A 21,516-nucleotide genomic window follows, 5' to 3' on the forward strand; every position below is an offset into this window, starting at 1 on the left:
ACGGCCCACAGCGTCGGCGCGTCCGGGGAGGTGAACCGCTCCTGCCGGGTGGTGCGGATCTGGACGCGGCGCTCGACCTCCTCGTCACTGGCGTCTACGAGAGGGAGCTGGCCGAGACGTACCCGTACCACGTGGTGCAGGGCACGGTCGGGCTGTGGAGCAGGCTGCCGCTGTCGGACACCCGGCCGGTCGACATCAAGACGGACGCCGGGCCGCTGGGGGAGACCAAACCGGCCGACGTCAAGATGAAGGACAACCGGGCCTTTCGCGCCACCGTGGCCACGGAACACGGACCGCTGGCGGTGTACGTGGCCCACCTGGGGTCCGTGCGCGTGAACCCCCGGGCGGGTTTCTGGGCGGTCCACCGGAACCGGGGCGCGCAGGCGCTGGGCGAGGCCATCGCCGCCGAGCGGAACGAGCGGGTGGTGCTGCTCGGCGACCTGAACGGCACCGAGGACGACCGCGCGTTCGCCTCCATCACCTCGCAGATGCGCTCCGCCCAGGACGAGGCAGGGGACGGCTTCGGCTTCAGCTGGCCGGCGGCTTTCCCGGTCGCCCGGATCGACCAGATCCTCGTCCGCGGCGTGGAGCCGAGGAGTTCGCGGGTCCTGCCCGCCACCGGCAGCGATCACCTGCCGGTGGCGGCCGCGATCAGCTGGTGAGGATGTTCCTCCAGGCGTGCTCGAAGAGGGCGGGGACGGGGCCGGACGGGACGGCGGCCATGTTCGCCAGGGACCGGTGCTCGTCCGCCAGCGGCATCAGGCGGATCTTCGGGACCTCGATGGGGAGGCGCGGCGCCTTGTACTCCCGCCAAGCGCCGTGCACGAACAGCGAGCGCCCCGCACGCGCCCGGGTGGCGCTCAGCACGAGCCCCGAGCCGCCGAGTTCGGCCACCGCCGCCTTGAAGCGGGCGGGCTTCCAGCCGGTCCACTCCTTCACGTTGCGGTCGGACGGGTCGGGCAGGGCGAGCAGCATCAGGTAGAGGGCCGCCGCGTCCTCGCCCAGCCGGTGGGTCTCCGCGCATTCCTCCAGCAGCTGCGGCACCGAGCGTGCCGGATGCTGCTCCCAGCCCGGCGCCAGGTCCGCGTCGGAGGCCAGGTGCGCGCCGAGCGCGGCGAAGTCGTCGCTGAGCAGGAGACGCAGGTCGGCTAGCGTGGGGAGCCCGGAATCGCCGGGCACCGCCTGGGACGGCAGGGTCGCGTCGTAGTAGTCGTCGAGGGCGTCGAGCAGCGGGTCGTCCGGCCCCTTCACCGCGGCGGGATCCACCCGCAGGTGGCGGAGACGGAAGACGTCGTCCTCGACCAGCGTCACCGCCGGATGGCCGGTGAGCACGCCGGTGGGCGGCGGGTCGCCCATCAGGTGGTTGCTCTGCAGCGAGAACAGGGTGCGCGGCCCGGCGGCCTCGCGCAGCCGGGAGATCGCGGCGCCGATCGCGGGCCGCAGCGGATCGCCGGCCGGGGTCCGGTAGGCGAGCCAGGCGGCGACGCGCGGCAGGGCCAGCGGGTCCGGTTCGCCGGAGAAGAGAGGGGTGTCCGCGAGACAGTCCGCGCCGGCGGCGACGCGGCCGATGAGCGCCCAGAGCCGCAGCGGCGGCCGGCCGCTCCGCCACGGCCACGGGGCCTTGAGACCCGCGCGTGGCAGCGGAATCTCGCACTTGGGCTGGGTGATCTCCTTGTGCGCGCGGGGCAGGAGCCCGGTCGGCACGGGAAGCGGGGTCCCCGATTCCTCCTGGCACCACGCGAGCGCGCGGTCGACCGCCGGGCCCGACGTCCACAGCTCCTCCGGGTCGTCCGGCAGGAGCCGTTCGTAGAGCCTGGTGTAGAACTCGGCCGGCCGCAGGGCCCTGAGGCCCTCCTTCACCTCGTCCGCCTGCGAGTTCCACCCCGAACCGAAGTGGACCAGCCGGACGGGGTCGTCCTCGCCCAGCTGGTACGGCGCGGACAGGAACGCCCCCTGGAGCACGACGGCCGCCTCGGCCTTCGACAGGCCCGTCTTCTCCGCGAACACGGCCGCCAGTTCAGGGCTCACCGTGGGGCGGTCCCGTTCGCGCCAGAGCTCACTGAAGCGCGCGAACCAGGCGCCGGAGCGCACCGGCTCCAGGACGCAGGCGTCGAGCAGGCGCGCACCGGCCGCCGCCAGCGGGCCCTCCTCGGCGAACTTCCCTTCAGGCGCGTACTCAAGGAGCACTCGTTCGGGGGGCACCCCATACTGTGCGCTCACCACCAGGGCGACGGACGTGGTCGTGCGGAACGCCATCCCAGGGGTGGCCTTGCCGCCCTTCGTGTCCTCGGGCAGTTCGCAGCGCACCACCCGCCAGCGGCCGGGCTCGCCCGACACGAAGGGGTAGGTCCCGTAGGCGGCCGGCCTCTGGTACGAACGCGCCCTCGACCTTGACGGGACGCCGGTGTACGCGGCGGTGTTGACGTGGTTCGGCCGGAGTTCCAGGCCGATCATGTTGCCGTCGAACTTCCCGCTCGGCGTGCCCATGTCGCCGTCCCAGACGGGCGTGCCGGAGCCCGCCAGGTCCATGAGCCAGCCGCACTGCCGCACGACCGGGTCGACGTTCTGCGCCGGGGCCGCCTCCTTCGTCTCCGCTCCCGGAGTGAGGCGGCGGACGAGCCGTTCCAGCCCCACCCGGCAGTTGACCGCCGTGACCAGCGAGAACGCGACCCTGGCGAAGGTCTCGCTGTCCCGCTCCTTCAGCTCCGGCAGCGCCTTGGAGAGCGCGACGAAGTTCGGCCCCGACACCGAGCGGTTGATGTAGTGGGGCTCCAGGAGCTTCAGCAGCTCCTCGACCCGTTCGCGGGTGAACTCCTCCGGCAGGTCGGCCATGAGCAGCGCCATGACGTCCACCGCCGCGAACTCGCGCGCCGCCTCGGCGTCCTTGAGCAGCAGGTCCACCGCCGCGCCCACGTGCACGAACCGGGCGAGCAGCATCCGCAGCCCGAACAGGTCGACGCCCTCACGCAGCAGGGCGCGCTCGCGAGCGCACCAGGCGCGCAGCTCCTCGTGGCCGATCGGGTTGTCGAACAGCCCCGGGAGCGCGCCCCACCCCTTGGTCTCGTGCGGCTCGTACCAGGTGTTGGACGCCTGGTCCCCGACGGTCATGTCGAGGTCGCCCCGCGCGCGGGCGCGCAGTTCCCGCGCGAACCGCTCGTCCGCCAGGACGTGCCGCAGCTCGGGGCGGCGGTCGATCACCAGGTCGGGCAGGAACGCGGGGCCGAGGCGCTCCGGCGGGTCGGCGACGGGGACGCCGTGCTCCAGCAGCATGTCGATCATGTCCAGCGGCGTCCTCCTGCGGCCGGTCTCGTCGAGCCGCCAGAAGCGGAACGCCACCGGCACCCCGTCGGACGCGAGCCGCGGGGCGATCCGCTCGGCCACCTCGTAGAACTCGCCGAGCGGGTCCCTCCACTGAGGTCCCTGCACGCAGGCGACCAGCCAGGCGGCGGCGTCCCCGCGCTGGAGGCCGGGGGCGTCCCCGGTCAGCATCGCCAGTGCGCCGCTGCGTTCGAGCAGCTTCAGCCACAGCGGTCCCTGGGACGGATATGCCGGGCGCAGTTCCAGCACCGGCCGCGCCGCCTCCGGCCCGGACACCAGGTCCATGGCGCGGCCCTTCAGCGCGTCGGTCCAGAACGCGTCGTCGCTCAGCGACACCTCGTCCGCCGCGAAGACGGACCGCAGGAACTCCGCGAGCTCCTCCTCGGGGTCCAGCCCCGCGGCCTTGGCGATCTTCCGGAGGTCGGCGGCGAGCTGCGGATAGACGTCGCCGCCGGCTTCGACCCTCCACACCATCACGTCGCGGAAGCGGGCAAGGCCCTCCGCCGTCGCCGCGCCCTTGGCGGCCAGGTCGCGCGCCCACCCCCGCAGGAGCGTCGCGGACAGCACTTCCGCGTGCTCCTCGTAGCGGTCGGCCAGCCACTCCGGATCGGGACGGTGCGCCAGCGTCCGCTCCAGCTTGCGCGCGCGGCCGAACCACGCGGAGGCCAGGTTCGGCTCGTCGTGGGTGAGGGCGGCATCGGCCACCGCGTCCAGGAGGGTGATCAGGAGCGCGGGCGCGGACTCCTCCAGATCCGCCAGGATCTCCTCCACGGCCGGCTTGTAGAAGGAGCGCCAGCCACCGGTCCGGAGCTCCAAGGTGTGGACCTTCTCCGCCGCGAGCCGCTCCGCTTCGGGGTGCGCCTCGATGACGCGCTCGGGGAAGGGGACCACGCTGGCGTAGGGGGCGGGGAGGCCGGTCTCGAACAGGCCCTCCGGCTCCCACCCGTCCACCGCCATCAGCATGTCGCGGTAGCGGACGGCCGACTCGCCAAGCACCTGGGTGAGCCTGCGGTCGTCGGGGCCGGCGTAGGTCCGCGCGCACAGCCCGCCTTCGACCGGCTCCGTGGTGAGCGTGACACCCGCTTCGTCGAGCGCCTCCGCCCAGAACGGGTCGACGTCTGCCAGGGCGCGAGGGACGGCGACCCCTTCAGCCGCCCACGAGCGCGCCGATTCGCCGCACTGCTCCTGGTGGCGCTTCAGGTACCGCCGCACCGTGTACATCCCGGCCAGGCCGGGCGCGCCCCCCAACTGCTCGGGAGCCTGCTGGAGCCTCCGCCCCCGCGGGTTGCGGTAGACGATCTCCAGATCGTCCGTGAACTCCGCCGTGTACCCGCCGGCCTCGATCCGCCACCCCATAAGCCCCGCGGCCCCCCATCTCGATCTTGACGGGCCAGCGTACGCACGATGACCGACATCGGCCACCGAACCGAGGGCGCCAGGGGTCGGTCAGGGGCGGGCCGTGTCCCTGGGGGCGAACAATTCCCGTGGTCTCCGTGAGCACCGGACGCGAGAGACCTACTCCCGGCGGCCGATGCTTGGAATTGCGGATGTGCGACATGGTTTCATCGGGGCGGTTCCCCTCGGTGCCGCCCGGCGGCCACCGCTCGGGATCGCTGCGACGCAATTGGAGGACTCTGTGAATGGCAGCTCGATGCCGGCCGCTCGAACTCAGAACCTGCGCGTGCTGGAGGGCCGCTTCGTTCTAGAGCGAGTCTCCGACGTCCGCACGGTCGCCCTCGGATCCGACCTGCTCGCCCTCGTGCTCGGCCCGGACGGAGGCGCGGCGATGCGGCGCGACGACACGGCCGAGGACGCTTGGGCGGCCCTGTGGAACGGCGATGACGCGCACGACCCGGAAGCGACGGGAATGCTCAGCGCCATCGTCGCGCCGCTCGCCGCCGGTGAGCTCCCCGTCTGGACCGCCGCGAGCTACGACGGCGACCTGGTGCTCGTCCCGTCCGACCGCCTTGAGGAAGCCGTCACCGTACTCCGCCGCGCCGGCCACCAGGTGGCCGAATGACCTGTCGTGGAGCCGGGTGGGCGCGCCCGAATTCAGGAAGCTCGGGGTGGCCCGCACGCTCGCGGCACCGGCTCTGCCTCACCGCGTCACCTCAGGGGTTCGCGCCGCTCAGATCATGGTGAGCACCTGGTGGCGGCGGACGTAGTAGACCCGGGGGTTGTGGTTATGGGGGCCGTAGCCGGTGGTTCCGACGAGGAGAAGGTAGGTTCCGGCGGGGATGTTGGGCCAGTCGTGAAACCACGCGTCCTGGCGGTTGCCGGTGGCGTCCCAGACAATGATCGCTTTGGCGCCCGTCCTGGCGCGCTGGTAGACGCGCTCGACAAAGGCGAGGTGGCCGTCTCGCCCATCCCGAAGGCGGAGCTCCTGCACGGCCTGCTGCCGAAGGGCCCGGAGCTCGGCCTGCCGCGCCGAGTGGCCGCGCAGTGCCCTCCCGCCGAGCCAGACGAGTGAGACGATGACCGCGACCAGCAGGGCGAGGGCGATCAGTGACGCTACCAAGGCGCACGCCTCCCAGCCGTGTCGGTCCGGGCGCTGCGTGGAGAACGTCTGATCCAGCCCACGGCAGGTCAGTCAAACGGTTCCCGCCCCACCTCGCAACCAAATCCCCACCTCCGTCCCATTCTGGACGCGAGAGCCGACGGCGCGACAACCACGCTCTTCCCGACCATTGAGGCATCGCTGTGGAGCACCCCCCAGTGATGAAGCCAGTTCGGCGCTGACCGGCTTGGTCGTGGTCATCTCCCTTGATTCGTGTGGCGCCCGTGCTGAGTTGAAGACGCGCTCCAGAGATGATCGTCCCTGGCCGGGACCGGCCCGCAGGTCGCACGCCAGGCCGCCGCTCCTGATCCCATCAAGCTGAATTCGGTAACGCTCTTCAGCGCGGTCGGCGACACATCCAAGCGTTACGCGCTAACGCCTGGCGAACACGAGTCCGTCTTTCTGTAACGCTTTGCCGAGGCCTTGGCGGTAGCCGCAACGCCACCCACTGCTCTCGGCGTGGTTCTGCGCGGCGGGCTGCGGATTTCCTCTAGGCTATGGGTATCGAGTCACTGCAAATCAAAAGGGGTACACGATCATGTCCACGTTCACTCCAGTCTCCCGCTTGCACGTCCACGGGTCCCGGCGGTCCGCCCTCCGTCCCGTTTCCGCGGGTCAGGGGGGACGTGTTCGGAATCCGCAGCGGATGCGCCCGGCGAGGGAATCGGTCGTGGCCAAGCCGTCCATCGAGGCCGCTGTCGGTCAGATGCCCAACCAGCTCGACACCGAGCGCACCGCGCTCTTGGCCGAGCTGACGCGTATCGACAACAAGTCCAGCATGTTCATGGCGCTGGCGCTGGGTGGAGCCGTCGCCGGCTTCACCGCATTCGACAAGGCTGGAAAACTCTCACAGATCTTCGGCCAGACGGCCGGTGTGTTCTTCGCACTCGCCGTCCTGGTGCTGCTTCTCAAGGTGGCCTGGCCGGCCCGCCCGAACTCCAAGGCGACCTTCAGGGTCTATGCCGCTCTGGGCCCTGGCCGGCTCATCGCGTTCTTGCGAGGCAAGCACCAGTACACCCCTCCGGGCAGGGGCAAGGCGCCCCTCACGTTCGATGAGGTGCGCGAAGACGACATCAAGGTCAAGAGCAGGTTGGTGAGCATCAAGTTCGCCTACCAAAGGCTCGCGATCGTCAGCATGGTGCTCGGCGTGATCGCGCTCGGCGCGGCCGGGCTGTCCTAAGGGACGCAGTCTCTAGCGGACTATTTTTCAGGAGCGGAACTGACCACGTCCTGCTCCCACCCATAAACATGGCACGGCCACCCAGACGACCGCGCCATGCCTAACCCCGATGCCCAGCGAGGCGGCCTCACCGCCGACCTCGCTGGGCATCATCAGTAGCGGCCGCGACGCGGTACGCCCGGCGAGACTTCTCGGTTGCCTGCGGCTCATGTTGCGAGCTCACCTGAGGATGAAAAAGGGTCAGGCATGCCGGGGCCCGAAGGCCAGCGGCCCTCGTGCGGGCCACTAAGAAAATAACGGCCACCATTCCTTGAGCGGATTGGCGTGATGATGCTGGTGTCCGTCCGGACACTGGAACCGTCACGAGGATCGGAGGCCCCGCTCCTCATGGCATCAGATGATGTAAGTACCGACTTGGCGGCGTTCTTTGGAGGACAGCAACTCCAACGGCAGCAGCGGGATCGCCTCCCGGTTGGCCGCCAGGTAGCAAAGCAGCACCAGCGCGCTGCCGTCCTCGTCCTTGAACAGCAGCCAATGCGCGAGGTCGACCGAGCCGCTGGAGAAACCGGACGAGTGCATCACCGGATCCAGCATCGCCAGGTAACCCTCCGGAAGCAGTTTCTTGCGAATCTTCCGGAAGTTCGCCGACGGGAAGGAACTGACCATCAGGAACAGCTGCCCGAACGTCTGAGTGTGATGCACAATCCGCCCGGGCGTGACCGGGACCGGAGCTCGCACAACGTGGTCGATCAGGTTCGGATGGGCGAGCCACCGCCAGGTCTCCCGAGAGGTCACCGTATCCGGAAGCTTCTCCTCCATACGCTCCAGGTGTACAGGCAGCCACTTCCGCGCCCACTCGTTGATGAAAGCCTCCACACATCATGATCAATCACGCCGGCCTCCGATTCTTCCGGACGCGGCCCACCGCATGTCAAGCCCGCAGGGCGCCCCCGCCCCTGGCGCGAGGGGGATTCCGGGTATTCCCGCCCGCAGAGATGCCGCATGGGCGGTGCAGACTCACACTGAGCCTTTTTCAGCGGCAGTTCGGTGTGTGCTGATCCGTTGCCGCGCCGGGCCCCGGCCTACGCCACCGGTGTCGTCCGCCGCCCTGCTCGCCGCCCGAGCGGGGGCAGGGGGCCGGCCACCAAGACTCACCGGACAGGGCCTCGGGCGTGGTTCAAAAGCGTGTGGCCAGTTGCGGAGGCTGCGCATACCTTTCGATCATGGATGAGCTCGACCTCCTCAAGCGCTCCCATGGTCCAGTCACCCGCAGCAGGCTCGTCCGCGATCTGGGTGGGTTGGGCCTGGCCGAGGGCGACGTCGTGATGTTCCACACCCGGATGTCGGCGCTGGGCTACGTCGCCGGTGGTCCCCAGACGATCATCAATGCGCTGCGGGACACGGTCGGCGTGACGGGCACCTTGATGGTCACCTGCGGCTGGAACGACGCGCCGCCCTACGACTTCACCGACTGGCCCGGAGAGTGGCAGGACGCTTTGCGCGCCGAGCATCCGGCCTACGACCTGCGGTTCAGTGAGGCCGACCACAACAACGGCCGGTTGCCCGAGGCGCTGCGCCGGTGGCCGGGTGCGGTCCGCAGTCGTCATCCCGACGCCAGTTTCGCCGCTCTCGGCCCGGCGGCCCACGTCCTGATGGATGGTCATCCGTGGGATGACCCACATGGTCCCGACAGTCCGCTGGCCCGTCTGGCCGCCAGGGGCGGCCGGGTGCTGTTGCTGGGCGCACCGCTGGACACCCTGACGCTCCTGCACCACGCAGAGGCCCTCGCCAAGGCGCCGGGGAAGCGGTTTGTCGACTACCAACAGCCCATCACCGTGGACGGCGAGCGCGTCTGGCGGCGCTTTCGGGACATCGACTCCGAGGACGGTGCCTTCGACTACACCCCGGTCGTGTCCAAGGGGCAAGATCCCTTCGAGGTCATCGCCCGCGACATGCTCACTGCCGGGCACGGACGACAAGGCCAGGTCGGCGCCGCAACCAGCTACCTGTTCGAGGCGGCCGACGTCGTGAGGTTCGGCGTCAACTGGATCGAGAGCAAACTCGCGTGATCGGCCGGCGATGGCCAGCGCCTTGGCACGTGATCACAGCCACTCACTGATCACGGCGATCTGCACGGTCGTGCGGGTGCCCGCCGCCGGGCCGGGCGACCCGGATGCGCTCCAGCACTGCCTCGAACTGCGGCGAGTCACCCCGCTGCCCGGCCGTCAGCGCCGGCGCCAACGGCTTTGCCCCTGCTCGACAGCCAGGTGCAACTTGGTGGTCAGCCCACCCCGCGAGCGGCCGAGCCCGTGGTCGTCCGGCTCGGCGGCACCGGTCCCGCCCGGCGGTTCCGTCTGGCCTTATCGCTGCTTGAGGTCCGCGAGCAGCGCGCGGAACGCGACCGGGGCGAGCAGGATTCTCGGCCCGTCCGGGTCTTTGGAGTCTCGGACCCCAATCCCTTCGACGAGAGTCGCCAACTCCACGCACGCTCCCTCTTGGTCATTGCTGCGCCGCGACTTGCGCCAGGTCACATCATCCACCGGTCAATCGCCTTTCGTATGAATTTGCTAGTGTCGCCGACACTCATGGAACGCGCCTGCAACTCCGCAAACGCACCGATGACGTGCAAGATATCCTGTGGGTCGTCGGATGTGATCCCTCCGGGCGAAGTCTCCAGATAGACGAGTTCTTCGCGAGTGGGCTGCGTGGCGATGTTGAAAGATCCGGAGATGCCGCGGTAGTAAGCGATCGGCGCAATCTGGAGGGTGACGTTCTTCTGTTGCGACACCTTCAGCAAGTGCTCACACTGTCCACGCATCACCTCAGGGCCGCCCACATCGCGCACGAGGACACTCTCATCCATAACGACTATAAGCCTGGGCGGGGTCTCGCGGGAGAGGATCTGTTGCCTGAGGAGACGCCGCTCGACGGCGGCCTCGCTCGGGAGGAGGGCCTGAGCGTACTCCTTCGTCTGAAAGAGCCCAGGCACGAAGGTTGCCTCGTAAGCGCGGAGGAGGTCGGCTGTCGCTTCGGCTTCCGAGTAGTCGGCGAAGAACTTCGGGTAGCTCGCCGCGCGGAGGTGCTTGGTCCAGGCCGTCGTGAGCTGGTCGCCTGTGCCTAACGCCTGGTCCAGACGCTGGGCGAAGTCGTTGCGGCAGCGGGTGTTGCCGCTCTCGACCTGCGAGACGTACGAGGGCGTCACCGATATGCGGTTGGCGAGTTCGGTCCGGGTGATGCCGACGTCTTCGCGCAGGCGTCTGACTTCCGCGCCGAAAGCCTTCAGGGCGGGGGACGGCTTGCGCTTGGCCATGACGGGACCTCCAGTGGCTCTGAACTGGAATTAAGTGATTTTGAGTCCTCGGTGTGCGTCCAGGAGCTTGCATCGTCACATTACGCCTTGGAGTGGATTCTGTGCGGGGAGTTATCGAAAGTCGGAGGTGATCGTTAATGGAGTGCCCCGCGGAGATCGTGGTGCCGGTCAGGGCCGAGTCGGTAAAGGTGGCTCGGGATTGGGTCGGGGCCGTTCTGGGGGAGTGGGGGCAGGACGCCTACCTGGCGAAGGTCGTGGTGTCGGAACTGGTGACGAACGTCTTGCGGCACACCAGGAGCGCGACCACGACCGTGCGGGTCGTCCAGGCGGACAAGGGAACGGTCGTGGAGGTCTTCGACTCTTCCAACGTCCTACCGATGGCGGGGCACGCGGCCCTGCTGAGCGAGGACGGGCGTGGGCTGGCGATGCTGGATGTTCTCGTCAAGGAATGGGGTACGCAGCCACTCGGAGGCGGCGGGAAGGCCGTGTGGGCACTTCTGCCTGAAAGCACGTCGTGAACGAGGCCGACGCACTGGTTGCCCTACGCGAACGCTACTCGTCCTGGGAAATTTCCCTGAACCATGGCATGTGGCAGGCCAAGGGGCGCGTTCTCATCCGTTCGTCTTCTCTGAGCCTTCTGCAAGCGGCGATGGACGGTGAGTCTCCATTCCCGTCCCGCCTTGCAGAGGAGCGAGTCCGGGTAGCGGCGAACGGATCCTCGACGCCGCGACCGGATGCGTCATGCGGAACGCCTGAACCAGGGGGCGGTCCATGGTGGTGCGGTGCTCTGCGGGTAGTGCGTGCAGCCGTCCGGAAGCGGCGGGGAAGGCACCTTGGTGTCACTGCCTGAAGAGGCGGTCAGCGCCGTCCTGCCCGCGCCTTTCGGGGCGACGGATGCCGAGATCAGGGGAGTGAGGTTTTTGCAGCGCGTCTATGCCGCGACGCGAAGGAAGGGCGGCCGGTGCGGTGAGCACCGGTCGCCCCTCGAAAGTGGTTCCACGGCCGCCAGGGCTAGGGCAGGTTCACCCTGCCGTTCACTCCTGGTCGGGCATGGTCGTCTGCTGCTCGAAGGCGCGTTGCTGACGCTCCGCCGCCTGCTGGTCGGTTTCCTGCTGCCGCGTGCCCGGCCGCGGCCGGCTACGCTCCTCGTCGTCGCCGAGGTCCGGCGGGTTGAAGTTGAACTCCCTCGCCATCGTCTGTTCCTCCTTTTGTTCGCTTCCTAAGGTCGGCGCTAAGAGCCGACATCGATAATCGTCCGGGGTGGGTAGCGAATGTCCAGTGAGACGCGTCACGGTGGGCAGATGAGATGTCCCGGTGAACAGTTACTCGGCGGCGAGATCTCGGTGCGTCCTTGTGGACGTCTGGACGAGACTGCCGAAGGGACGCAGGGCCCGCCGGACGGGGAAGAGTTCGAGCGCCAAGAGGCCGGCCGTCGCGCGTGGCGTTGCAGGTCAGCGGCTGCCGACGAAGTCCGGAGGAGCGAGATACGGCTTCGGGCAGCCCGCAGCCGTCCGCGTCGTCGCTGCGGAAGGCTGTGGTTCCGGAGGCCGGGTGCGGGTCAGTTGTGGGTGTTGGTCTGGATCTCGCTGACGGCCAGGGGGGTGGGCTCGGAGGTCATGGTGTAGTCGTCGAGGCCGCCGCCGCAGGGGGCGCCCGTGCAGGTCCAGGCGAGTTTCCAGGTGATCGTCGCTGTGATCTGCCAGGTGCCGCCCGGCTGGCCGGTGGAGGAGCGCTCGTAGGTGTAGCCGCAGGTCTTTCCGGTCTCGCTGCCCGCGTCGTCGCAGGTGATCTTGTCCTCGCCGAGGTCCCAGGCGACGGACGAAGGGGTCGCCGTCGCCTGGACGGTCACGCCGCCCTCCGAGATCGGGTCGGTCTTCACGACGGTGAAGCCGTCCACCCAGAGGTTCGTCCGCAGCCGGACGAAGGTCTTGTCCTTGGGGGCCGTGTAGGCGGTCGGCACGGGGAACGGGGCCGAGGCCCTGGCCCGCAGCATCATCGTCCAGACGTCGGGCGGCTGGGCGGCGGGCGGCGCGTTGCCTCCGGGGACGTCTATGCCGTCCACGCCCTGGTTGTCGGTCAGGCCCTCGGGGGCGGGCGGGGCCACCGGGCCGCTCACGCCGCCCGATCCGTTTCCACCGTTTCCACCGCTGTTTCCGCCGCCGCGTCCGCCGGTGACGCCGGACAGGTTGCAGTCGAGGCCCTGGTTCGCGACGCCGCATCCGTCGGCGAAGGCTTCGGCCGGGGCCGCGAAAGTGGAGAGAAGGGCTGCCGCCACGGTGATGCCCGACGCCACGCGGCGCCGGGTGGGGGTGTGAGACATCGCGTGTCCTCTGGGGGATGTCAGCATGTGCGGTCCCGGACGGAAGCGGCGACCTTCCAGGCATCACCGTCGTACTGGACGGTGTAGCGGTAGAGGTAGGCGCCGCCCTTGCCTCCGCCCGTCCGCTTGCCCGTCTTGGCGGAGAAGCGGTAGCCCGCGACGGTGTTGACGCAGTCGATGAGGTAGACCTTCGAGCGGTCCTTGGAGACCGCGTAGACCCGGGGGTTCAGGGTCTTCGCGAAGCGCCAGATGTGGCCCTGGGCCTTGGTGGCCTCCACGTCGTCGGTGACCTCGGTGAGGAGGGGGTCCATGGCGACGTCGGCGAGGCCGGCGGGGTCGTTCTTCTCGTAGGCCTTCTGGTAGGCGGCCTGGTAGGCGCGGTAGCGGGCGAGAACCGTCTTGAAGAGCTGGTCCGTCGAGACCGCGGTGGGCGTGGCGGCGGGAGTGCCGCCGGTGTCGAACCGGCCGTTGGGGGAGAGTTCGCCGCTGGCGGACGAGCCGGACGAGCCGCATCCGGCGGCCGTGCACACGGCGAGGACGGCCGTCAGGCAGGCGGCGCGGCGAGGCCCCAGAGGGGAGGAACGAATGCGCATCGCCATCCCTGAGCGGCAGCAGACAACGGGCCGAATACGCGCGAAAGCTTACAGAGATGCGTGGGGCGAGAAAAGGGATTCGTTGCGTCCCGCTTGACCTCGACCTTGCTTGAGGTACCAGGCTTCTGGGGGAGCGCTGATGGAAGGAGCCGGATATGCGTGCTGTGTGGTTGAGGGAGTTCGGCGGGCCGGAGGTCCTGGTCGCGGGTGACGCGCCCGACCCCGTGCCGGGTGAGGGGCGGGCGCTGGTCGAGGTGGAGTTCGCCAACATCACGTTCGTGGAGACGCAGATGCGGTCGGGCACCGGTCCGATGCCGGTTCGCTGGGAGCCGCCGATGATCCCGGGCAACGGGGTCGGCGGAGTGGTCACGGCGGTCGGGGACGGGGTGGACGGGACGCTCGTCGGCCGGCGGGTCGTCAGCAGCACCGGCGGCACCGGCGGCTACGCCCAGAAGGCCGCCGTGGACGCGAAGGGCCTGTTCGAGGTGCCGGACGGCCTGGCGCTCGACGACGCGGTGGCCCTGCTCGCGGACGGGCGGACGGCGACGATGATGACGCGCGCGGCCCAGATTCGCGAAGGCGAACGGGTCTTGGTGGAGGCGGCGGCCGGCGGGGTCGGGACGCTCCTCGTCCAGCTCGCCAAGGCGCAGGGGGCGACGGTCGTCGCGGCCGCGCGGGGTGAGCGGAAGACGGAACTGGCCATGCGGCTGGGCGCGGACGAGGCCGTCGACTACGGCGAGCCGGGCTGGGCGGAGAAGACCGGGCCGGTGGACGTCGTGTTCGACGGGGTGGGCGGCGACGTGGCCCGTGCGGCGTTCGGGCTGCTCAGGAAGGGCGGGCGGATGGTCAGTTTCGGGCTGGCGGGCGGGGAGGGGGCGAACATCCCCGAGGAGGACGCCCGGGAGGCGGGCGTGACGCTGGTCTGGCCCTCGGCCACGCCGGAGGAGATGCGGGAGTTCACCGAGCACGCGCTGCGCGAGGCGGCGGCCGGACGGCTCACGCCGGTGATCGGGCAGCGGTTCCCGCTCGACGGCGCGGCCGAGGCGCACGCCCTGATCGAGTCGCGGGGGACCGTCGGCAAGACCCTCCTGGAGGTCAGCCGACCCTCGTGAGGAACGCGATCAGCGAGCGTTCGTAGGCGGCCGGGTCGACGTTCCACGACTCGGTGTGGTCGCCCGGCGTGGGGATGTGGGTGACCGTGCCGGGCGGCGCCTTCCTGGCGAAGGCGAAGGCGGGGCCGTTGGCGACGGTGGAGTCGTCCTCGGTGGTGAACATGAGGACGGGCGTACGCAGGTGGGGCGCGAACCGGCGCATGTCGAAGTCGGTCAGGTCGATGCCGATGCGCCACTGGAGGACCCGCTTGGCGATGCCGGTCATGAAGCCGGGCAGATGGCGGGCGTCGCCCTGCTTGTCCAGGGTGGCGTTCCAGTCGAGGACGGGGGAGTCGAGCACGACCCCGCGCACGAACGACGGGTCCCGCTGCAACGTCGTCATCGCCATCGCGCCGCCCATCGACCATCCGTACAGGACGACGCCCGTCGCGCCGTGCGCGCGTGCGTAGCCCATGGCGGAGACGACGTCGTGCCACTCCTTGTCGCCGAGATGGTTGCGGCGGTCCTGCGACGGGGGCGCGCCCACGTCGTTGCGGTAGGCGATGGACAGCATCGGCATGCCCAGCGAGTGGACGGTGCGCATGACGCGGAAGGTCTCGGCCTTGTCGGCGTTGCGCCCGTGGACGCCGATGACCCAGGTGCCCTTGTCGGACGTCCCCGGGACGAACCACGCCGGCATGGGCCCGACCTCGGACGGATACGTGACGTCCTGGAACGGCAGCCCGAGCGCCGTCTTCGGGTCGCCGTCGTACATCCAGTGGTCGATCATCGCGGGGGCGTCCTTCACCAGGGCGCCCTCGACGGGGGACACCTTCCGGACGACGTGCCGGTCGTTCCCCCCGACGACGGGCCCGAGCAGGGCGCGCCCGCCCTTCCAGACCAGGGCCCAGGCGCCGGGGCGCTCCGTCCCCGGCTCGCGGGGCAGCGTGACGGTGCCGTTGCCCGCGTCCTCGATGGTCAGCGGGTACTCGGCGGAGTGGTCGACCTCGATGGCGACGCCGGCGAAGTACCAGCCGATGCCGCCGACGAGCGCGCACAGGAGCGCGGTGATCGTGACGACCGCCGACATCAGCGGGCGGGCGCGGCGACGCCGGCGGCGCGGCGGGCCGGGGGTCGCCGGGACGGATGACGCTGGGGCAGCGGTGGACACGACATACGAAAGTAGCCTCCCGCGAGCGTCGCCAGTGCCCGGGGCGGCGCGCAAGACGTCGACCGGTGCGGTTAATCTGCCGATCAGGTGCCATAGGGGGAGCCATCGGGACGGAGGGACGCGCGGTGACGGGCCAGGACGACCGCGTCGCGGAGCTCGAAAGCCGGGTCGCCGAGTCCGCCCGGCGGCTGGCCCCGCCCGGCTGGCGGCGGCTCGACCTGCACTGCGCCGCGACGGTCGCCGGCGCCGTCGTCGCGCCGGCGGTGCTGACGGGCGAGGGCCGGATGGAGCTGTCCGGGGACGTCCCGGAGGAGCTGACCGATCTGCTGACGGACCTGCGCCGCGCCCACTACCGGCCCGAGCGCGGCACCTGGTTCTCGATGGTCATGATCATCGAGCCGGGTTCGGTGTGCCCGCTCTACAACCGCGAGTTCGACCCGCTGTGGGACCCGCCGCTCCCGGCGGAGTCCTGGCGGCGCGACCAGACCGTCATGCCGAGGGACGGCGACGCCGTGCCGGACTGGCTGCGCGACCGGCTGGAGGGCCGCGAGCCGTCCGCGCCGTCCGCGCCGGACCCGGCGCCGATGGACCCGGTCGAGCAGGCGGAGCTGCTGTCGGACCGGCTCTCCACCCTGGTCGCCGTCCACGCGCCCGGGCTGTGGGAGCGGGTCTCCGGGCACTACCGGGTGGCCGGCGGGCGTGCCGGGATGCCCGCGCTGACGTGCCGCCAGGCCACCGGCGCCCAGACGTCCTGGACGGCGCCCGCCGCGGCGGCGGCGCTGCTCGAACGGCTCCGCGCCGGGACGAGGGCGTTCCAGGGCTCCACCTGGTCCCGGATCGACTTCGAGGTCCTGTACGAGGACGGGGCGGTCCGCTGCCGCGCGAGCTTCACCCACGACGACGAGCCACCGCCCCGGCCCGCGCCGGTCGCCGGCACGCCGCCGCCCCGGCCGGGGCTGCGCCGGGCCAGGATCTTCGACCACGCGGGCCCGGACGGGAGCCGTCCCGCCGTGTCGCGCCCGCCCGTCCCTCCGGACGAGGCGGGCCGCGTGGCCGAGTACCTGCGGCGGGCCCCGACCGTCATGGCGGCGCGCTCGAACGCCCCCGACCGGCTCGACCCGTCGCGCGGGGCGGCGGTGCCGCTGACCTTCCACACCGACGGGACGTGGGTGTGGTCGAGCGCGGTGGCCTACTACCTGAGCGAGCACGGCGTCCCGCCGGAACCCGATCTCGTCGCGCACATCAGGGCCAACGCGTTCCGCGTCCCCGACGTCGACGACGACACGATGAACGCCGCGAACGCCGCCGTCACCGGACGCGCCGCGCCCGAACGCGTCCCGCGCGAGCCCGACTGGGCGGGGACGCTCCAGCACCGTCTCGACCAGCTCCGCGTCGACCGCGCCGCCTACCGCGTCAACGACGTGGCCGAGGGGGTCTGGTGCCTGACGTCCCGGCCGGGCCGCTGGTCGGTGTTCCAGATGCGCGACGGCGAGCGCCGCAAGGAGGCCGTCTTCGACGACGCCGAGCAGGCGTCCGCGCACCTGCTCGGACGGCTGCTGCTCGACCCGCGCCACACCGCCGGGGACGGGCCGTTCGCGCCGCTCAAGGGGGAGCCGCCGCTCTCGCTGCTGCGCGACCGCCACGTCATGGAGCTGGCGGCGGGAACGGAGGTCGACCGCTACGGCGCCCCGGACGGCAACGTGGCGTACGCGGCGCGCACGCCGTATCCGCAGCGGTCGCTGCCGCCCGAGTGGCGGAACCGCCCGTACCGCGTCTACCGGTTGCGGCGGCCCATGGAGACCCTGACAGGGAAGGCCGTCCCGTGGTTCGGGCAGCCGGGCGGCGGGACGGCGCACGTGTTCCGGCGGTCGATGGCCGACCTGGTCGCCGACGGCAGCCTCGTCGAGGTGCGGGGCGGCTGACCGGGCGGCGGCTCAGGCCTGGCCGATCGCGGACACGAGCCCGAGCGCCAGCACCAGGTCGAGGTGGATGAACGTCTCCAGCTTCGCTCCCGGCGGGACGTCCGGGTCGGCGGCGAGCCGGTCCAGGACGGCGAGCGCGGCGGGGCTGCCGAGGTCGTCGGCGAGCGCGGCCTCGGCCTCGTCCGCGTACTCGCGGTTGATCGGGCGCCCCGGGGACGTCGCCCACTCGGCGACCTTGCCGCGCCAACCGGCGAGCCGCTCCGAGGCGGCCGACAGCCTCGGCGCCGACAGCTCCAGAGGCTCCCGGTAGGGGACTTCCAGCATCGCCAGGCGCGCGGTCAGCGGGTCCGGCGAGGTTCCGGTCTCCTGCGGGACGGCCAGGCACAGCGCGTCCCTGTCGGCCGTCTCGGAAACGTAGACGTCGGCGTCCGGGAGGACGTCGTCGCGTACCTCGAACGGCTGGACGTTGTAGTCGTCCAGGCCCGTCGCGGCTCCCGGCGTGCTCACCGCCAGGACGCGGCGCCCGGCGCGTTCGGCCACCCGCCGCAGAAGGTCGGCGACGACCGCGCGGCGGTACGCGCCGTCCACGACCTGGACGCGCAGCCCGCGCCCGGCGGGCAGCGCCTCGGTCCGTCCCGTCCGGTGGTCGTGGAGCCGCAGCATGCCTCCCACCCTAGGGCGGCGCCTACAGCGGGAGGTCGGCGGCCATCGGCCCGAACGGCGTCGGCGCGGCGCCGTCCGACCGGCGGACGGCCGCGAACCGCAGCCGGACGTAGTCGGCGACCCACCCCGACTCGCGGCGCAGCGCGGGCGCGGCGAGGTCGTTCACCCGGTCGAGCAGCGGGTCGACCAGCTCCGGCGGGACGTCGGCCAGCGCGCGGGAGGCGTAGGCGCGGACCCAGTCGGCGGCGCCGTTCGGGCCCTCGGTCATCCGGGTCGGGCGGTCGGCGTGCTCCAGCAGCCGCAGCGTGAACCCGGCCTCCTCCAGCTTGGTCGCGTACGCGGCCGGCGACGGGAAGTACCAGGGCAGCTCGGGCTCGCCGAGGCCGAACACCCGCCAGGCGGTCTGCATCGCGACGATCAGCTCGGCGCAGTTGCCCGCGCCGCCGAGCTCGCCGACGAACCGGCCGCCGGGGCGCAGCGCCGCGTGCACGCGGCCGATCACCGCGTCGGGGTCGCGGGTCATCCAGTGCAGGGCCGCGTTCGAGGCGACCGCGTCGAAGGACTCGCCCACGGTGAAGTCGTGGGCGTCGCCGACGACGAACGACAGCCCCGGGTGCATGGCGGTCGCCTGCGCGACCATCTCGGGGCTGCCGTCGATGCCCAGCACCTCGGCGCCCCGTTCGGCGATCTCCGCGCTGAACGAGCCCGTGCCGCACCCGAGATCGATGATCCTCTCGCCGGGCTGCGGATCGAGCAGATCGACGAGGGGCGCACCGTGCGCGGACACATACCCGAAGGCGGAGTCGTACGTCGTCACGGCCCAGTTCACTGTCATAATTTATCGGACATCGCCCGATGGTGAGGTGGGGATGCCGTGGCGGACGTCACGTCCGAGATCCGCGTCGTCGGGGCCGAGGGCCCGGACGGCCTGGCCCTGCGCACCTCCGGACTGGCCGCCAGGGGCCTCCCGGAACTCCGCGCCGACGGGCTTCCGCCCTATCTGGGACAGGGCTGGGCGCGCGTCCTCGCCGCCCTCGCGCAGCGCCTCGCCGCCACGGGGGAGATCCCGGACGAGCTCGCCCCCGGCGTCGAGATCCGCCTCGCGCCGGCGGACGACGGCACGCTGGCCCCCGTCCCGCCGCCGGGACGCGATCTCGCCGAGTGGCGCAGGGACGTCCTGCTCCGGATGTTCCCCGAAGCCCGCGCCTGAGGGGCCCCTTCCTAGAATCGGATTCTGACAGCCGGGCTGGAGAAGGGTGCGCAGGGTGCCGTACGCAGAGATCGAGTACGAGGTTCGGGACGGGATCGCGACCGTCACGCTCAACCGGCCGCGGAAGATGAACGCCTACACGTTCGTCATGCGCAACGAGATGCTCGACGTCTTCGACCGGATCGACGCCGACGACGCCGTGCGCGCGGTCGTGGTGACCGGCGCCGGGCGCGCGTTCTGCGCGGGCGCCGACCTGAGCGGCGGCGGCGACACCTTCGACAAGGACAAGTCCAAGGACATGTTCGCGGGGGAGGACGACGTCCTGGAGGACGGCACCCCGCGCGACGGCGGCGGGACGGTCGCGCTCCGCATCGCCCGCTGCCTCAAGCCCGTCATCGGCGCGTTCAACGGCGCGGCGGTCGGCGTGGGCGTGACCATGACCCTCCCGATGGACGTCCGGCTCGCGAGCGAGAAGGCCAGGTTCGGCTTCGTGTTCGCCCGGCGCGGCATCGTGACCGAGGCCGCCTCCAGCTGGTTCCTGCCGCGCCTGGTCGGCATCGCGCAGGCCATGGAGTGGGCCGCCACCGGCCGGATCTTCGACGCGCGGGAGGCCCTCGCGGGCCGCCTCGTCTCCCGCGTGTACGCGCCCGACGAGCTCCTCCCGGCCGCGTACGCGCTCGCGCGCGAGATCGCCGACAACACCTCCGCCGTCTCGGTCGCCGCGATCCGCCGCCTCATGTGGTCGGGCCTGTCCGCGCCGTCCCCGTGGGACGCGCACATCGCCGACTCCCGCCTCATGGCCTCGCTCGGCGGCGCCGCCGACGCCGTCGAGGGCGTCTCGTCCTTCCTGGAGAAGCGCGACGCCGCCTTCCCGATGCGCGTCAGCAAGGACCTCCCGCCCGAAGTCCCCGACTGGCCCCTCCGCTGAGGACGCCCTCGCGCGCGAGGGCCAGGAGCCGTCAGGACGCCCCGGCGGATGGCCGCCTTCGGCCACCGGAAGGCCCGTCGCACGGCGACGGGGGGCGTCCGCGCCTGGCGCGACCCCCGGTGACATGTGCGGGGAGCGGACTGTCGCATGATGGAGGGAATCCCCCGGTGCGTCCCAAGGACGATCTTGATTTTCCGGACCATCGGGAAGCGTGTCTCATCAGTTACGGAGGGTATTAAGCCGCCCGAGGCGACACGTTACGGGGGTGCCTGGTGCGGATGAGGAATTGTGCCGTCATAGGCGCTGGACTCCTGCTCGCGGCCGGATGCAGCCATGCCGAGCGGCAAGCACGGACCGCCGGGGAGCATGGCGCGATCAAGGGCAGGGCCACGGCGACACGGCCGCCGAGCCCGACACCGCCGCCGCCCAGGAAGATCGACTGCGACCGGGTGAAGTGCGTGGCGCTGACCTTCGACGACGGCCCCGGCCCCTACACGGCGCGGCTGCTCGACACGCTCAAGAACAATGGCGTGCGCGCCACGTTCTTCATGCTCGGCGAGAACGTGGGCGCCCATCGCGACATCGTGCGCAGAATGGCGCTGGAAGGCCAGGAGGTCGCCAACCACAGCTGGTCGCATCCTGACCTGACGACCCTGTCGTCCAGCGAGGTGCGGTCCCAGATCCAGCGCACGCAGAAGGCCGTGAAGGACGCCTCCGGCGTCACGCCCACGCTCGTCCGGCCGCCCTACGGGTCCACGAACAAGCGCGTCGAGCACGCGATCGGGATGCCGCTGGTCCTCTGGAGCGTCGACACGCTCGACTGGCGGTACCGCGACGTCGCCCGCGACACGCGCGTCGGGGTCAAGGAGCCGGAGAGCGGCGGCATCGTCCTGTTCCACGACATCCACAAGCCGAGCGTCGACTCCATCCCCAAGGTCGTGGACGGTCTGCGCAAACGCGGGTTCACGTTCGTGACCGTCTCGGAGCTGTTCACCGGACAGCGCCTCGCGCCGGGGACGTCCTACAGCCAGCGGACGGCGCCGCCCACCCAGGTCGCGACGAGCCCGCCGCCGGCGCGCCCGTCCGCGGGCCCTTCGTCCGGGAGCGGCGCCCCGGCGCCCGGCGCCCCGGTTCCCGGCTCGTCGGCGTCCAGGGGCCCCGTGCCCGGCGCCCCGCAGTCCGGCGGCCCCGTCAGCCCGGCGCCGAGCGGCCTGGCCCCCGCCCCGCCCATCTCACCGAGCCCCTGACCCGCC

Annotated in this window: 21 protein-coding genes and 1 pseudogene; 10 read left to right on the plus strand and 12 right to left on the minus strand. The window is 71.2% G+C overall.

Translation table 11 applies throughout. From position 1 onward, the window contains the following. Positions 1-662, plus strand: a 662-nt coding sequence (locus AB0C69_RS16585) for an endonuclease/exonuclease/phosphatase family protein (RefSeq protein ID WP_360354181.1), incomplete at its 5' end; no start/stop codon positions are given. On the opposite strand, the gene AB0C69_RS16590 is transcribed toward AB0C69_RS16585, so the two are convergent. Continuing rightward, positions 652-4,674, minus strand: coding sequence for a hypothetical protein (locus AB0C69_RS16590; RefSeq protein ID WP_360354183.1), 4,023 nt, complete (start codon positions 4,672-4,674; stop codon positions 652-654). The two genes, AB0C69_RS16585 and AB0C69_RS16590, sit on opposite strands and share 11 nt — an antisense overlap. Positions 4,675-4,954: 280 nt before the next feature. Between AB0C69_RS16590 and AB0C69_RS16595 the strand changes: the two genes are divergently transcribed. Continuing rightward, positions 4,955-5,338 (plus strand): ACT domain-containing protein, encoded by a 384-nt coding sequence (locus AB0C69_RS16595; RefSeq protein ID WP_360354185.1) that lies wholly within the window; start codon positions 4,955-4,957, stop codon positions 5,336-5,338. Positions 5,339-5,446: 108 nt separating this feature from the next. Here the strand turns inward: AB0C69_RS16595 and AB0C69_RS16600 are convergent, their stop codons facing one another. Further along, positions 5,447-5,836, minus strand: coding sequence for a hypothetical protein (locus AB0C69_RS16600; RefSeq protein WP_360354187.1), 390 nt, complete (start codon positions 5,834-5,836; stop codon positions 5,447-5,449). A gap of 709 nt (positions 5,837-6,545) precedes the next feature. Here AB0C69_RS16600 and AB0C69_RS16605 point away from each other — a divergent pair. Further along, positions 6,546-7,055, plus strand: a complete 510-nt coding sequence (locus AB0C69_RS16605; RefSeq protein WP_360354189.1) for a hypothetical protein — start codon at positions 6,546-6,548, stop codon at positions 7,053-7,055. 393 nt (positions 7,056-7,448) lie between these two features. Here AB0C69_RS16605 and AB0C69_RS16610 read toward each other — a convergent pair whose 3' ends face one another. Beyond that, positions 7,449-7,931 carry a hypothetical protein gene (locus AB0C69_RS16610; protein ID WP_360354191.1) on the minus strand — a complete coding sequence of 161 codons (483 nt, stop codon included), beginning with the start codon at positions 7,929-7,931 and terminating at the stop codon, positions 7,449-7,451. Between the two features lie 347 nt (positions 7,932-8,278). On the opposite strand from AB0C69_RS16610, the gene aac(3) reads away from it, so the two are divergent. Beyond that, positions 8,279-9,124 carry an aminoglycoside 3-N-acetyltransferase gene (gene aac(3), locus AB0C69_RS16615; protein WP_360354193.1) on the plus strand — a complete coding sequence of 282 codons (846 nt, stop codon included), beginning with the start codon at positions 8,279-8,281 and terminating at the stop codon, positions 9,122-9,124. 97 nt (positions 9,125-9,221) lie between these two features. Here the strand turns inward: aac(3) and AB0C69_RS16620 are convergent. From AB0C69_RS16620 to AB0C69_RS16630, 3 genes and pseudogenes are all read right to left on the minus strand, one after another. Continuing rightward, positions 9,222-9,361: pseudogene (locus tag AB0C69_RS16620) on the minus strand (IS5/IS1182 family transposase); the annotation flags it as partial. A gap of 54 nt (positions 9,362-9,415) precedes the next feature. Then, positions 9,416-9,595: a DUF397 domain-containing protein gene (locus AB0C69_RS16625; RefSeq protein WP_360354195.1), complete on the minus strand. Its 180-nt coding sequence runs from the start codon at positions 9,593-9,595 to the stop codon at positions 9,416-9,418. Beyond that, positions 9,583-10,365, minus strand: coding sequence for a helix-turn-helix transcriptional regulator (locus tag AB0C69_RS16630; RefSeq protein ID WP_360354197.1), 783 nt, complete (start codon positions 10,363-10,365; stop codon positions 9,583-9,585). The genes AB0C69_RS16625 and AB0C69_RS16630 overlap by 13 nt, the downstream gene beginning before the upstream one ends. A 137-nt stretch (positions 10,366-10,502) precedes the next feature. Between AB0C69_RS16630 and AB0C69_RS16635 the strand changes: the two genes are divergently transcribed. Beyond that, positions 10,503-10,883, plus strand: a complete 381-nt coding sequence (locus AB0C69_RS16635) for an ATP-binding protein (protein WP_360354199.1) — start codon at positions 10,503-10,505, stop codon at positions 10,881-10,883. A 516-nt stretch (positions 10,884-11,399) separates the two neighbouring features. Here AB0C69_RS16635 and AB0C69_RS16640 read toward each other — a convergent pair. From AB0C69_RS16640 to AB0C69_RS16650, 3 genes are all read right to left on the minus strand, one after another. Beyond that, a complete protein-coding gene (locus AB0C69_RS16640; protein WP_360354201.1) occupies positions 11,400-11,558 on the minus strand; it encodes a hypothetical protein in 159 nt (52 codons plus the stop codon). Between the two features lie 365 nt (positions 11,559-11,923). Further along, a complete protein-coding gene (locus tag AB0C69_RS16645; RefSeq protein ID WP_360354203.1) occupies positions 11,924-12,685 on the minus strand; it encodes a hypothetical protein in 762 nt (253 codons plus the stop codon). A 20-nt stretch (positions 12,686-12,705) separates the two neighbouring features. After that, the gene (locus AB0C69_RS16650) at positions 12,706-13,278 is read right to left on the minus strand and encodes a hypothetical protein (RefSeq protein ID WP_345179870.1); all 573 of its coding nucleotides are present in this window, start codon (positions 13,276-13,278) and stop codon (positions 12,706-12,708) included. Positions 13,279-13,433: 155 nt separating this feature from the next. On the opposite strand from AB0C69_RS16650, the gene AB0C69_RS16655 reads away from it, so the two are divergent. After that, entirely contained in the window at positions 13,434-14,390 is a 957-nt protein-coding gene (locus AB0C69_RS16655) for a zinc-binding dehydrogenase (protein ID WP_345179871.1), read from the plus strand. On the opposite strand, the gene AB0C69_RS16660 is transcribed toward AB0C69_RS16655, so the two are convergent. After that, entirely contained in the window at positions 14,374-15,540 is a 1,167-nt protein-coding gene (locus tag AB0C69_RS16660) for an alpha/beta hydrolase (RefSeq protein WP_360354205.1), read from the minus strand. The two genes, AB0C69_RS16655 and AB0C69_RS16660, sit on opposite strands and share 17 nt — an antisense overlap. A 125-nt stretch (positions 15,541-15,665) precedes the next feature. Between AB0C69_RS16660 and AB0C69_RS16665 the strand changes: the two genes are divergently transcribed. Further along, entirely contained in the window at positions 15,666-17,462 is a 1,797-nt protein-coding gene (locus AB0C69_RS16665) for a TNT domain-containing protein (protein WP_360354207.1), read from the plus strand. A 12-nt stretch (positions 17,463-17,474) separates the two neighbouring features. On the opposite strand, the gene AB0C69_RS16670 is transcribed toward AB0C69_RS16665, so the two are convergent. Beyond that, positions 17,475-18,125 (minus strand): hypothetical protein, encoded by a 651-nt coding sequence (locus tag AB0C69_RS16670; RefSeq protein WP_353833353.1) that lies wholly within the window; start codon positions 18,123-18,125, stop codon positions 17,475-17,477. Positions 18,126-18,147: 22 nt separating this feature from the next. Continuing rightward, positions 18,148-18,954 carry a methyltransferase domain-containing protein gene (locus tag AB0C69_RS16675; protein WP_353833354.1) on the minus strand — a complete coding sequence of 269 codons (807 nt, stop codon included), beginning with the start codon at positions 18,952-18,954 and terminating at the stop codon, positions 18,148-18,150. A gap of 45 nt (positions 18,955-18,999) precedes the next feature. On the opposite strand from AB0C69_RS16675, the gene AB0C69_RS16680 reads away from it, so the two are divergent. The 3 genes from AB0C69_RS16680 to AB0C69_RS16690 all read left to right on the plus strand — a co-directional run bounded on the left by AB0C69_RS16680 (position 19,000) and on the right by AB0C69_RS16690 (position 21,510). Continuing rightward, a complete protein-coding gene (locus AB0C69_RS16680) occupies positions 19,000-19,335 on the plus strand; it encodes a hypothetical protein (protein ID WP_345179879.1) in 336 nt (111 codons plus the stop codon). A 55-nt stretch (positions 19,336-19,390) separates the two neighbouring features. After that, positions 19,391-20,263: a crotonase/enoyl-CoA hydratase family protein gene (locus tag AB0C69_RS16685; protein ID WP_345179881.1), complete on the plus strand. Its 873-nt coding sequence runs from the start codon at positions 19,391-19,393 to the stop codon at positions 20,261-20,263. 458 nt (positions 20,264-20,721) lie between these two features. After that, a complete protein-coding gene (locus tag AB0C69_RS16690; protein ID WP_360354210.1) occupies positions 20,722-21,510 on the plus strand; it encodes a polysaccharide deacetylase family protein in 789 nt (262 codons plus the stop codon). Positions 21,511-21,516 lie beyond the last annotated feature (6 nt).

This window comes from Actinomadura sp. NPDC048032 (assembly GCF_040653175.1).
Taxonomy (GTDB): domain Bacteria; phylum Actinomycetota; class Actinomycetes; order Streptosporangiales; family Streptosporangiaceae; genus Spirillospora; species Spirillospora verrucosospora.